This is a genomic window from Paenibacillus sp. FSL R7-0312 (assembly GCF_038004445.1).
In the GTDB taxonomy this organism is placed as follows: Bacteria; Bacillota; Bacilli; order Paenibacillales; family Paenibacillaceae; genus Paenibacillus_AQ.
Map to the genome: position 1 here is coordinate 4,865,052 of NZ_JBBORE010000001.1, position 14,809 is coordinate 4,879,860.

At 55.4% G+C, this 14,809-nt stretch carries 3 protein-coding genes; all 3 read left to right on the plus strand.

From position 1 onward, the window contains the following. Window positions 1-2: 2 nt before the first annotated feature. The 3 genes from MKX70_RS21400 to MKX70_RS21410 are packed head-to-tail and all read left to right on the plus strand — an operon-like array spanning window position 3 to window position 14,806. Entirely contained in the window at window positions 3-6,305 is a 6,303-nt protein-coding gene (locus tag MKX70_RS21400) for a beta-ketoacyl synthase N-terminal-like domain-containing protein (protein WP_340840676.1), read from the plus strand. 34 nt (window positions 6,306-6,339) lie between these two features. After that, on the plus strand, window positions 6,340-12,675 hold the full coding sequence (locus MKX70_RS21405) for an SDR family NAD(P)-dependent oxidoreductase (RefSeq protein WP_340840678.1): 6,336 nt from the start codon (window positions 6,340-6,342) through the stop codon (window positions 12,673-12,675). Further along, window positions 12,668-14,806 (plus strand): beta-ketoacyl synthase N-terminal-like domain-containing protein, encoded by a 2,139-nt coding sequence (locus MKX70_RS21410; protein ID WP_340840679.1) that lies wholly within the window; start codon window positions 12,668-12,670, stop codon window positions 14,804-14,806. The genes MKX70_RS21405 and MKX70_RS21410 overlap by 8 nt, the downstream gene beginning before the upstream one ends. The last annotated feature ends 3 nt before the right edge of the window (window positions 14,807-14,809 follow it).

Sequence of the window (14,809 nt, forward strand, 5' to 3'; positions counted from 1 at the left end):
CTATGCAGAGCAGAACACATACACCGGACTTTACGCAAAATAGTGGGAATGTGCGCAGCGATGATATCGCCATTATCGGCCTCTCCGGCAGATTCTCCGGCGCCCGCAATGTGCAGCAGTATTGGGACAACCTTGTACAGGAAGTGAGCAGTCTTCAGGAAGCGCCTGCTGAACGAACGGAGCTGACCAAGCTGACCCCTTCGCAGAAGGCACATATCCGCTATGGGGGCTTTCTCCCTGGCGCGGATCAATTCGATCCTTTGTTCTTCCACATCTCTCCCAAAGAAGCGGAGCATATGGACCCCAGACAACGGCTGTTTCTGGAAGAATCCTGGAAGGCCATTGAAGATGCGGGATATTCGCTTCAGGATATGTCAGGCAGCAAATGCGGCATATTCGTGGGCCTTCAGCAAGGGGAGTATCTGGAGCGGTTCCTGGGTGAGACGAACGAGCATGTCCCTACAGGGAACAGCTTGTCGGTCATTCCGGCGAGAATTTCCTATCTGCTGAATTTAAAGGGGCCGAGCATCGCCCTGGATACCGCCTGCTCCTCGTCACTGGTAGCTTTGTCACTTGCTTGTGACAGCCTGCATAGCGGCAGCAGCGAGATGGCGATCGCCGGAGGTGTCCAGCTTATGCTCACGCCTTGGATTTATATGTCGCTGGGCAAGCTGGGGATGCTGAACACCGACGGAATCTGCAAGCCGTTCGCCGAGGAGGCAGACGGCATAGGCCTGGGCGAAGGCGTAGGCGCTGTGCTCCTCAAGAAGTATGCTGCCGCGAAGCGGGACGGAGACCATATCTACGGAGTCATCAAGGGCATCGGGGTCAATCAGGATGGTAAAACCAATGGCATTACCGCCCCGAATGGTCTCTCACAGGCAGCGCTGGAACGTGAAGTCTATGAGAAATCCGGGATTAACCCTGAGCATATCAGCTATGTGGAGGCGCATGGCACGGGCACCCGGCTGGGGGATCCGATCGAGGTCGCTGCCCTCACGGAGACCTTTGGCGCATTCACTGACAAGAAGCAATATTGCCATCTCGGCTCAGTCAAAGGCAACATAGGGCACACCCTGTCCGCCTCGGGCATGGCGGGTCTGATCAAGGTTCTCCTGAGCCTGCAGCACGGCAGAATTCCCGCCACGCTTCACTCCGGTGAGGGGAACAAGCTGATCGATTTTAAGAACAGCCCATTCTATGTGGGAAAAGAGACCGAGGAATGGCGCAGGGAAGCCGGACGGCCAAGAATGGCGGCGGTCAGCTCGTTTGGAATGAGCGGAACCAACTGCCATGTGGTGGTTGCGGAGCATATAGAGCAAGAAGAAGCCGCCACCGGTACAGCCGGGAACAATGACGGGAAAGTACTGCTGTTCGCTTTGTCAGCGAAAAGCGATACGGCACTCGAGGCCAAGGTACGGAATCTGCGGGATTATCTGCAGGGGCGCACAAGCTTGGGCAGACTGGCCAATGTATCGTATACACTGCTGGCCGGAAGAGATCATTACACCTACCGCAGCATGTTCATTGCCGCAAGCAAGGAAGAGCTGGTCCGGGAGCTGGGGGCTTTTCTTCATAAACAGCCAAGCTCAGGCTGGTATAGCGGCGGCGGATCGGGCGGCAGTGAGCGGGTAAACCCTGCGCTGAAATCCAAGATGAAGCAATTGCTGGTCCAGTTCCATCAGGACCGGCTTACTCCGCAGGAAAGGGCAAAGGCAGCGCAGTTGATTGCCAATTATTACATCAAAGGCTATGCAGCCGATTTCAAGAGCCTGTCCGCTGCCGGGAGCTTCCGCAGAGTACCGCTTCCAGGCTATCCCTTTGATTATATGCGCTGCTGGATCGAGGCAGTGGATGAGAAGGGAAGCGCGGAGAATGGCGGAGTTGACGGAAGTACCGCAGCTGCAGGAGGGGCTCGCGGAGTATCCGGGAGTGGCGGAGCTGCCATAGGAGCTGACCAAGTATCCAGAAGCAGCTCAGCTGCCGGGGCTGCCGAAAGTGCTGGAGCAGCGGCAGAGGGGCAGCTACATCCGCTGGTTCACCGCAATGTGTCAACGGTGCAGGGAATCGGCTTCATAAGTGAACCGGAGGCTGCCGGAAAGGCCGTGTTCGGCAAGTCCATTTATGGGGTAGCGGTATTCAGTGAAGCTATTCTGCTGGCCATGGGCGCGCAGGCTGCACTGCTGGGAAGCGGTGCTCCGGGTATTGCCTCACTGGAGCAGATTCAATTCTGCCATCCTGCTTCTGACAAGCAGCAAGTGAAACTGAATATTCAACTTCAAGGTGAGGGTGAGGGGGATTCCCTCCGGTTCGCTGTCCTGCGAGAAGGATCGCAGCAGGATATCCTGGCAGCAGGTACGGCCAGAACAGGCCTGGCTTATCCGTCTCACGAACCGGCAGCGGTGGATATAGGCAAGCTTAAGCAGGAAGCAGCGCATGTTCGGACTGGGGATGAAGTCTACCGGGTACTGGAGAATCAAAGGATAGCTTATGAAGCACAGGCACAGATCATAACAGGCATGTACAGCAGCTTGACAGACCACTTGGCAGTAATTTCACCAGGCCCGTTCCATTCGGCGGACGATGTCCTGGCAGCTAGGTTAACTGAAGCTGTCCTGCAGGGGCTGAACATGGACATTATCGGCAATGGCGGCACGGCGTCTGCAGCTTATGAGATCGGCGAAATACAGCTTATCCGTCAAGCCTCATCGGCGAAATATATTCATTTTCAGTCGGGTGGTCTGGAGACTGCCGGCGGTGAGCTTCATTATGACGTTCATGTGCTGAATGAGTCGGGTGAAGCGGTGCTGTCCTTTAAGAACATCCAGATGGTTCCCGTCAGCACCCGTGAGATTGTTACCGGGGAGCAATATGCTCTGCTTAAGAAGGAATGGATGAAATCGGAGCAGCCTCGTGAGCCCAAACAGGGTGAAGGGCAGTATCTCATCATCGTAAATGAAGAGATGGGTGATGACGCACTTGCAGCGGTCAGAGCTAGCTTTGAAGCGCCGCTGATCCTGTGTGACGGAAAGGCCCAGCAAACCCGTGACTCCGTGTTACCCGTTGACTTCACGCTTACAGAGGATAGTGAGCAGACGATTGAAGCCGTACTCGGGATGAAGCTGAAACTCAAGGGAATCGTTGATTTCTCCGATCTCCATGCACAGCCGAAGCCCATGTCCAAGCAGAGCTACGGTAAAATCATGCTTTTGCAAGCGCTGGTCAAGCAGGCGGGCAAGGATTTTCGGATTGTTCATTTGACCGGCGGGGTTCAGAATCCGGAGAACCGCACGGTTACTCTGGCCGGAGCGGATATCGCCGGGATCATCCGCACGCTTGGCGCAGAATATAGACAAGTTACCGCCCGCACCGTGGATATCGGCCTGGATGTTTGGGATATTAACCGGCAGCTCCGGATTGTCCTAGGTGAATTAAGCCTGGAATCGGATACTGCTGAAGCGTGCTATGCGGACGGATTGCGATATGAGCCGGTGATCACCACGCTGAAGCAGCAGAATAAATGGATCGGCCGCGAGCGGCATAACCGGTTGAAGGTAGACCCCAAGAAGGTCTATGTCATTACCGGAGGCACGCGGGGGATCGGGGCCGAGGCGGCCCGCCTGCTGGTCCGAAGAGGCGCACGGAAGCTGGTGCTGATGGGGGTTCAGGCTTTTCCTGCCCGGGAGGATTGGCCGGACATCTTGACCGGCGCTATCCATAATCCGGGAAGTCTGGCACGAATCAAGCGGGCAATGGAGCTGGAAGCCTCCGGCGCCCAGGTTGAGGTATATTCCGGTTCGCTGACCGATGCCGGGCAGCTTAAGCCTTTTGTAGAGGGCATCCGGCAGCTGTGGGGCGAAATTGGCGGTGTTGTGCACTGCGCAGGCTCCAATCTGAATCAGCACCCGGCTTTTGTGAACAAAAAAGTCGCCGATATCCGGCAGGTCTTTGAACCTAAGGTTGAAGGGGTGGCGGCACTCCAGCACATTTTTGCCCAGGATAAGCTGGAATTCTTTATACTTTTCTCCTCCATTTCCGCTCTGGCGCCGCTGTTGTCTGCCGGGCTTAGCGATTACAGCGCAGCCAACTATTATCTGGACCTGTATGCACAGCATCAGCACACCCTCGGAAATAGTTATTATCAGTCGATCATCTGGCCGAGCTGGTCAGAGGTCGGGATGCTGGCGGATTCCGGATTTCAGCTTAGCCCGCTCTATACACAGTCAGGACTTACCGCACACAGCCTTGCCGATGGCCTCTTTATGCTGGAGGACATCATCATTGGCAGTGATTCGCCAAGTGTGATCCCTGCTATCCTGCAAATGGACCTTTACCGCCCGGAATTATTAATCAAGGCAAGTGCTGAACGGGTTAAGGGTTCGCCTGGGTTGAAGGCCGTTGTAAAGAGTCAATGCAGTCCTTACGCTGCGGTAGCCGGGGAGAATGTACAGAATACACTGATTACCCCAAGTGAGCTGCAAAAAGCGTCCGCCCTGATCCTGGATATCTTCTGTGCAGAGCTGAAGCTGCCGCGGGACCGTGTACGTGAGGATGTTCCATTTGCCGAAATCGGCGTGGATTCCATACTGCTGATCGAGGTCATTAAGAAGCTGGACACCGCTTTTCAGACCCGCATAGATCCGGCGCTGTTCTTTGAGCTTAGAGACATGCGCGCGCTGGCAGAGCATCTCTGCTCAAACGGCGCAGAATATAAGAGTCAGCCGGAGCTGGAGCAGGACGCTAAGCCTTTGCTGACAGGCAATAGAATCAGATTCGCTGAACCGTATAACCGGGTGCCGGAATTTCATTACGCCCGAAGCAGGGAAGCAAGAATGCAAGCGGTACACAACGTACAGGACGAAACGCCAAGCCCTGAAGGCAGGCATGACGGACGGATTGCCGTTATCGGCATGGGCTGCCATTTTCCGGGGGCTGGAGACAAGGACGCCTTCTGGAACAATCTGCGGCAGGGACTGGACAGTATTACGGAGGTTCCGGCCAGCCGCTGGGACAAGGATGAATGGTACGCACCTGTCTATGCGGAAGGCAAAAGCATCAGCAAATGGGGCGGGTTCCTGGACGATATTGAGCGCTTCGACGGCGGGTATTTCGGCCTTAAGGAGAATGTGGAGCAGATCAGTCCGCTTATGCGGCAGTCCCTGGAGGTTACAGCGGAGACCATTCTGGATGCGGGCTATGAGATGGAGGACATCAGCGGGAAGAAGGTCGGTGTATTCATCGGCGCCCATCCAGGCTCTTATCCGGGCTGGGTGCAGGATATCAATAAGAATACGATTATCGGCATCGGGCAAAATTTCATCGCGGCTTATGCTTCCCATTTCTTCAATCTTAAGGGTCCCAGCCTAACGGTGGACAGCGCCTGTTCTTCCTCGCTCCTCAGTCTGCACCTGGCCTGCCAGAGCATCCGCTCCGGCGAGTCGGAGATGGCTATAGCGGGAGGGGTGGATCTGCTTTTGGATGAGCGTCCCCATCTCGTATTCAGCGCCTCCAAGGCAATGTCGCCGGACGGCAAATGCCATACCTTTGATGAGGAGGCGAACGGCATCGTCCCGGGAGAAGGCTGCGGAGCGGTGCTGCTCAAGCCGCTGGCCAAGGCCCTCGCCGAGGGGGACAGAATCTACACGGTTATTGAAGCCTCGGCAACCAATAATGACGGCCGTACGATGGGGGTTACCACCCCAAGCATGCAGTCCCAGGAAGAGGTTATCGCTGAAGCGATCCGCCGTTCCGGTATTCACCCGGAAACGATTGGTTACGTGGAGACCCACGGCACAGGTACGATGATCGGCGATCCCATTGAGCTGAAGGCCCTGACCTCAGTTTACAAAAGATATACCGGTGCCACAGGCTTTTGCGGTGTGGGCAGCGTGAAGACCAATATCGGCCATTGCCTCAGCGCGGCCGGCATTGCCAGCTTCATTAAGGCGGCGCTGTGCGTCCACCACAAGATGCTTGTTCCAACGCTGAATTGCAGCCGGCCCAATCCGCGCTTCGACTTCGGGCACTCGCCTTTTTATCCGGTGCTTGAGGCCGCAGCCTGGGACAGCCACGGGGAGGCCCGGCGGGCAGCCGTCAGCTCCTTCGGATTCGGCGGCACCAATGTTCATATGATCATCGGGGAGTGCGGGGAGGATGCACTCAGCGGTTATGCCCGGTACAGATATCCGTTGCCTGCACCGCTGTATAACAGGCAGCAGGCCTGGGTAAACCGCGGGAAGGAAGAGGGCAGGCAGACACAGGATGAGCAGGATCAGTTGTCCTTTCTGCAATTCGTGGAAGAGTAGGCATGAATACGGGAGAGCGGAGAGGTGTGCACGCATGGACGCTTTAAACGGTGTGAAGTTCAGTACAGTAATTAAAAACAGCAATTATATCGTCAGAGATCATCGGGTTCACGGTGTACGGATCATGCCGGGTGTGACGCTGCTTGATATGATCTACCGGTTCCTGCAGACCAAGGGCATCAACCTGCGGGATATCGAGCTGCGTAAGGTTCTGTTCAGCGAGCCGGTCTCCACCAGCGGACAATATGATAAAAAAATCCAAATCTCGTTCACCAAGAAAGCGGACGGATACGAGGTCGTGGCGCAGAGCCGGAAGATTAAGGAGCACGAGCTCCTGGACAGTACCTGGGATGAAAACCTGCGCTGTGAGCTGCATTTGTCCCCTGCGCGCACCGGCGAGCGGAAATCAATCGACATTCAGCAGATTAAAAGTCTGAGTCATCGCGTAGAAGATATGGACCATGCCTACAGCTATGTGCGGAAAATTGATATCCGCCATCTGGAATTTATGAAGGGTCTGGGGAAGCTGTATTACGGCGATCAGCGTATCCTGGCTGAGATTACCCTGGGCGAGCTGGCGAGGGAATATATGGACCAGTTCTACATGCACCCTTGTTATCTGGATGCGGCAACGCTGGTTCAGGGATTCGTCGTACTGCAGGAGCTGGATTTCTCCAGGGAGATTCAGGCTTCCATTCCGATGTTCATCGAATCCTTCCGTTCCTATGAACCGATGAAGGAGCGGATCTATGTCTATATCAAGGATGAGGGTTATCCGGATGGAGACATCAAGGACCTGATGTATTTCGATATCGAGGTGTATAACGGGCAAGGACAGGAGATTGCCAGCTTCAGACGCTGGGGTCTGAAGAAGATCCGCTCCAGGGAACTGATCAGCGGGCCTCAGAAGGTTCAATCTCCAGCTGCTTCCCCACTGGCTTCGTCCGCACCTGCTAAGCTGGAGCCGGTCCAAGTCAAAGTCCAAGCTCCGCTGGCCCGTAAAGGAGATCCGGCGGAAGAAGGTATGCGCAAGGCTGCCGTCACCGCTTCTTTGAAGCGGCTGGTAAGCAGTCTGTCCGGAAGGGATGAAGCTGAGCTGCGGACCGATGAGGGCTTTTACAATCAAGGGCTGAACTCACAGCATTTGCTGGACATCGTCAAGCGGCTGGAAGAGAAGCTGGGAAGCCCTCTCTACCCAACGCTGCTGTTTGAATACGCCACGCTGGAGGAGTTAAGCCAGTATATTCTCCGGGAGCATAGCGAGTCATTTTTTAACTGCGATACAGCGGCTGGCGATGTGCACCAATCGGCCAAGCCGGAACCGTCCGCTGCGGCCATTCACGCCTATACGTCTGCTTGGATCAACAGCCCGCTAACAGAGCATAGCGAGTCTGGATACCCTGTGCAGCAGGAGCAGGTACTGGTCTTATGCGGGCAGCAGGATGAACTGCTGTCTCTGGCTGGAATGGAGGCAGGCAATCGCTACACCTACGTGCTTCCGGGAGAGCAATTTGCCGCAGCAGAAGCCGGCATTTACCGCATGAACTTTAACCGCGAGGATGATTACAAGCAATTGGCAGATGAATTACAGCTAGCGGACCGCATTCCCACAGTTCTGGTCAACAGCCTGAATTGCGGCGGGCGGAAGCAGGGCGGTCTGCCGGAGTCCGAGCAGCAGGTGATTCCCATGTTCTATATCCTGCGGGAGCTGCTGAGAAGCAGAATTAAATCGGCAGTAAAGGTGCTGTATTTCTTCGATCAAGAGGGGGCTGCCGCTCATCCGGGCGATGCAGCGATGGAGGGATTCCTGCACTGCATCCAATCCGAAACGGATAAGGTGGCTTATAAATGTATCGGCCTGGATGCGGAGAACCGCAGGCAGCTCGGGACTATTTTCCAAGATGAACTCTACAGGGGCTGGGATAGCGGACGCCGTGTGGTGTATGAGCAGGACATACGGAGAATACAGACCTACCGTAAGGCAGGACACGTAGCTGGCGGAGGTAAAACGGCCATTCGCGGCAATCAGGTCTACTTGATTACAGGGGGAGCCGGAGGCATTGGGCAGAAGCTGGCAGCCCATGTTCTGCAGCAAGGCGGGACAGCCATTCTCTGCGGCAGAGCTGCCAATCTGCCGGCAGAAGCTGCAGCCGGGTTAGGCGCGCATCAGCGTCTGGATTATGTGGCTTGTGATGTAACGGACCGGACATCGGTCGAGCGCCTGCATGCTTTTGTGAAGGAGAAATATGGGGAACTGGACGGAATCTTTCACTGTGCGGGACTTACACGCGATTCGTTACTCGTGCATAAGGACAGTGATGAGCTGCGTCAGGTGCTGCGGGTGAAGGCGGAGGGGACGGCCAATCTCGATGAAGTGTTCAAGGGGGAGCCGCTCACGTTTTTTGCCGCATTTTCCTCCGTGGCGGGAATTCTGGGCAATCCAAGTCAAAGTGATTATGCGTATGCCAATTTATATATGGACGCCTATATACAGCAAAGAGAACTCTGGAGAGCGCAGGGGCTGAGAAGCGGCAAATCCCTGTCCGTCAAGTGGCCTCTCTGGCGCGAGGGCGGTATGAAAGGCGACGAACATACGGAGCTTGCGCTAAAACACAGATTTGGCATCTCGCTCCTGGAGACTTCCGCAGGGATAGAGGCGCTGGAATGGGCGCTGCAGCGGGAAGAAACCCTATTGCTCATGGTTCCGGGGGAAGAAAGCAGGATTGATGCTGTCTTGGTCCGGGACGGGGAGTGGAAGGAGGAGTTACATAAGGAAAAGGCGGCCACGCAGCCTGAGATGGCTCCCAATCCGATTCCCCGTTCTGCCGGAAGTACAGAAGAGGATGACCTCGCGATTATCGGAATCAGCGGGAGATTTCCGGGTGCGGACAATCTGTCGGAGTATTGGGAGCTGCTTAAGGCAGGACGGGACGCCGTATCGGAGATCGATCCGCAGAGGTGGAGTTATGAGGAGCAGCAGCAGATTGCCCGGGAGAGCTGGGGCAAGGAGAGCTCCCGGTGGGGCGGCTTCCTCCGCGATGTGGACAAGTTCGATTCACTGCTGTTCAATGTGGCACCTTATCAAGCCGTGCTGATGGACCCGCATGAGCGGGTGTTTCTGGAGCTGGCCTGGGAAGCATTCGAGGATGGCGGGTATATCCGGTCTGCGCTCAAAGGTCAAAAGATAGGCGTATTCGCTGGAGCCATGTGGATGCAGTACCAGCTCTACAACACCAGCCGGCAGGTCTCCACTTCGACCCTCTCGTCGATTGCCAACCGGGTTTCATATTATTTTGGACTGACCGGACCTTCGCTGGGCATTGATACCATGTGTTCCTCCTCGATGACGGCGCTGCACATGGCCTGTCAAAGTGTGAAGAATCAGGATTGTGCCATGGCCCTGGTTGGAGGGGTTAATCTCTCCGTGCACCCGGATAAGTACCTTCTGTTGTCCCAGGGGAATTTCGCTTCCTCAGATGGCCGATGCCGCAGCTTCGGCGAAGGCGGAGATGGTTACGTGCCCGCCGAGGCAGCGGGCGCAATTCTGATCAAGCCGCTGAAGCAGGCGGAGAGGGACCATGACCGGATCTATGCAGTCATCAAAGGCAGCGCCATTAATCATGGCGGGGAGGCCAGCGGGTTCACGGTTCCCAATCAGCGGGCGCAGGAGGAAGCCGTGTCCGAAGCGATCCGCAGAAGCGGCATCGATGCTGGCACCATCAATTATATCGAAGCGCATGGCACCGGGACCTCGCTGGGCGATCCCATTGAGATCAAGGCACTGATGAATGCTTTTGCTCCCCATAAGGACGAAGCCTTCAGCTGTGCCATCGGTTCAGTCAAGTCCAATATCGGCCATGCCGAAGCGGCTGCAGGCATATCCTCCATCGCCAAGGTGCTTCTGCAGATGCAGCACGGGCAGCTTGTGCCTTCAATTCATTCGGAACGAATTAACCCGCATATCCGGCTTGGCGATTCGGGCTTTTATATTCAGCAGAAGCTGGAGCCGTGGAAGCCGGTCATCCGTACCGCAAACGGGCGGACAACGGTGTACCCGAGACGCGCCGGCATTAGTGCTTTTGGTGCGGGAGGTTCTAACGCCCATGTCATTCTAGAGCAATATACCGGCAGCAGAAGCAGCGGGAATCAGGATCAGCAGAATGTTGATAATGATCCGTATATCTTCATATTATCCGCGCAGACCCCTGAACGGCTGCAGGCCTATGCCCGGCGGATGAAAGCTTTTATGGAACAAAGAACAACAAAGGGCCACGGTAGTCACAAGGACATGATAGCTGCCCTTCAAGAGGTCATTGCTCAAATGCTAGACCTTCCGGTCACCGGGATCGGACAGGATCACTCTCTGGAGGAGCTGGGCCTCGGGCCTGTTGAATTCATCCAGTTGTGTGACAGGCTCCTGGGGAGCTTTGGCATCCAGGCAAACGCTTCTGCCGTAAGCGGTGACTTAACAGTGGAAGAGCTCAGCAGTCAGCTTGTACACGGAGTTGCAGGGTTGGAAGGGCATGAGGCTGCTGAAGTCAGGGCCGGGGCTGTGCAGGAACTGTCGTTGCCGGGGCTCAGCTATACACTTCAGGTAGCCCGGGAACCCATGAAGCACCGGCTGGCTGTCGTGTACCGTACACTCAGTGAACTGCTGGTGACGATCGGGGATTATTTGGAGCAGCGCGCATCCGCTCAACTGTTCACGTCAGAGGCAGGCTTGGCTGCACAAGGGCATGCAAGTAAGGCTCAAAGGCAGAGACATGTACAAATCCAGGCTAATCCGTATACGCTGGGCGATGCTGAACGCCTGGCCCAAGCATGGGCGGAAGGCGCAGCTATAGACTGGCGGACATTATACGGGAATGACGCACCTGAGCTTCTTTCGCTGCCGCATTATCCGTTTGCCCGTAAAAGCTATTGGATCGAGCCGATCAACCCTTCACAACTAATTACAACTATACAAGAGTATGCAGAACCCGCTCCAACTGCCGGATTCGCAGCGCTTGAGGCATTTCCGGCGTATGCGGGAAATGAAGTTATGCTGGAGCATGTGGAGGGCGGCGTCGCTATCATTCGGATTCAGGACGCGATGCATAACAATACGTTTACCCATGAGGTTATACAAGGGCTTACCCATTGCTTCCAGGCCGCACAACAGGATGAGCAGATCAAGGCGATTGTGGTTGCCGGGAATGACCGGATCTTCTCCATGGGCGGAACCCAGGAGCAGCTGCTGGATATTTCCGACTCGAAGCTGAGCTTTACAGATGCGCCGATTTTGTACAGGGGTATGCTGGAGTGTCCTATCCCTGTGATCTCTGCAATGGAAGGCCATGCTTCCGGCGGCGGCCTGCTGTTCGGACTGTATGCGGATATTGTGGTTATGGCTGAGGAGAGCTTGTATTCCGCTGCTTTTGCCAAATACGGCTTCACTCCGGGAATGGGCGCAACCTTCATTCTGCAGGACAAGCTGGGGAAGAATCTCGCTGTTGAGATGATGTTCACAGCCAAAATGTATTCCGGCGAACAGCTCAAAAGCAGATCAGCCTCCGTCATCTTCCGGGCAAAGGACAAGGTGCTGCAGGAGGCGGTGTCGATTGCCCGGCTGATAGCCGAGAAGCCGAGAACCACGGTCAGTGTGCTGAAGCAGGAGCTGTCCAGCCGGGTGCTGGATTCATTACTGCAATGCGTGGAACGTGAGAATGAAATGCACCGGATTACCTTCACCACCTCAGAGGTCAAAGCAAAGATCCGCCACTTATACCGGGCCGCGGAACCCGTGGGGAATGAGCGGGAAGCTGTAACGGCAGCACCCCTGTCTGCACCTGAAGATAAAGGAAACAAGGCAACCCTGCTGACCGGGGGGATATTGGTGCATGCCGGTTTAACGGATCATACCGGTTCAACAGGTTTTGACAGTTCAACAGATTCTGCTGGCTCCAGTCCTTCCATACACACTGCAGGAGCCGGACGGAACATCAAGGACGAGCTAACCCGGATCATCGCTAACCGGATACAACTGGATGAAACGGAACTGGACGAGGATATGAATTTCAAGGATATGGGTGTGGATTCCATCAGCGGCGTCGAGATTGTACGCGATCTGAATGAGAGCTTCAGCCTGCAGCTCGATACCATCGATATTTATGATTACTACACCCTTAACCTTCTGGCAGCGCATATCGGGCGTAAGCATGGACCCCTGTCCCTGGCTCCAGAAGCGGATGTACCGGGAGTATTGGCAGTCTCAGGAACATCATCGGTTAACCAGGAGGACCGTGATCTGCTGGAGCTGTTGTCCAGGCTGAACGAGGATGAGCTGGATGTGGACGAAGTAGCCCAGTTTTTGGAGGTGTACTATGAGTAACGGCGAGACGATCAAGGACATATTGCAGCAGATCAAGGACCATAAGCTGGAGGCCCGCGAAGGTCTGAGACGCATCCATGAGCTGAAGCAACGGGGAGATGCGGTTTCCGGTGCAGAGCAGACCCTCTCTCCGGAAGCCGTGGAGCAGCAGGTCAAGGATGTGCTGTGCCGGGTAGTGAAGCTCCAGCCGGAGGAGCTGAGCTATGAGCTTTCTTTTAAGGAAATGGGCATTGATTCGATCAGCAGTGTGGAAATTGTCCGGGATCTGAATGAAGCGCTGCATATCCAGCTTGACGGCATCGTGCTCTATGATTATCCGACCATTCCCGAGCTGGCCCGGTATATGGTAGATGAGATTCAGAAGAACAGCGGCGCAATGCCGGAGAAGGGAATAAATCCCAATGCTGTGAATGCGAACCCGCAAGAGCAGATACACGAACCTGTCCAATCCCAACGCTTAAACCACAGATATGAATATATGAACGATCTAATCGACCAATTCTCGACAAACAAACCGGCAGCAGCGCCGGTCAAACCGAAAGCGCCAATGAAGGAGCCAGCCACACGATCCCTGAAGCCACTAACCGGGCGTCAGACCAAGGAGGAACAAGCACCTGCGCCGCAGGCTCCCTTTTCCGCTGGACAACCGGCCTCTGGAGCGCCCAAGCTGACACTGAAAACCGGCGCAGCCCCCATAGCTCCCGCAGCTTCAAGTACAGAGGCTACAGGTAAAATCAAACTGGGCTTTGCCGCCTCCCGCCCTGCGGAAGAACCGGTAAAGATCATGCCGGAAGCTCCACCAGGAGTTTCCGTTGACCAAGCCACAGCCGCTGCGGCAGAAGGCATTGCGATTGTCGGGTTATCAGGCAGGTTTCCCGGTGCCGCTTCGGCAAGAGAGCTGTGGCGTAATCTCCGAGACGGCATAGCCAGCACGGGAGAAATTCCCGCCAGCCGGTTCGATATTCAGGCATGGTATGACGAAGACCGGAAGGCGGATCAGAAAACCTATTGCACGGTTGCCGGACTGCTTGACCATGTGGATGAATTCGATCCGTTGTTTTTCAATATATCTCCTAAAGAAGCGGAGATTATGGACCCGCAGCAGCGGATTTTTCTGGAGGAGGCCTGGAAGGCGCTGGAGGATGCCGGATATTCCGACCAGGCGGTGCAGGATACCCGCTGCGGCGTATTTGTCGGCTGTGCACCAAGCGATTATACCAAGCATCTGGAAGCGAACCGTCTAAGCAATACCGCAGATGCGTTTACCGGGACTTCTTCGTCGATTCTGGCTGCGCGAATCTCGTATTTTCTCAATCTGAAAGGCCCGAGCATTTCAATAGATACCGCCTGTTCCTCGTCGCTGGTTGCCGTACACCAGGCATGTGTCAGCCTCTGGAATGAGGAATGCGACATGGCGCTGGCCGGAGGCATCCGGTTGATGATTACCCCGGACAGCATGGTGCAGAGCAGTCAGATGGAGATTCTGTCAGCGCAGGGCGTATGCAGACCCTTCGATCAGGAAGCAGACGGAACCTTGCTGAGCGAGGGCGTAGGGGTCGTGGTGCTGAAGCCGCTGAAGCAGGCGCTGGAGAACAGGGATCATATCTATGGTGTAATCCGCGGCTCAGGTGTGAATCAGGACGGCCGGACCAATGGCATTACCGCACCTAGCGTGAACTCGCAGATTCAATTGGAGAAAAGGGTGTATGAGAAGTTCCGCATCGATCCGGCCGAGATCAACTATGTCGAAGCGCATGGAACGGGCACCGCTTTGGGTGATCCCATCGAAGTAAAGGCCCTGACCGAAGCGTTCCGCGAATTTACACAGGACAGCCAGTATTGCGCGCTTGGGTCCGTCAAAGCCAATATCGGACATGCCACAATGGCCGCCGGTGTCGCCGGAATGATCAAAATCCTGCTGTCCCTGAAAAACAGACAAATCCCGCCGCTGATCCACTATAACCGGCTTAATGAGAAGATCAGGCTGGACGAAAGCCCCTTCTACATCAACACCGAGCTGGTAGATTGGCCGGAGAACAAACGGGGCTCCAGAATGGCTGCAATCAGCGGGTTTGGCTTCAGTGGCACGAACTGCCATATCGTCATCGAAGAATACCGCAGGGGAAGCTAGGAG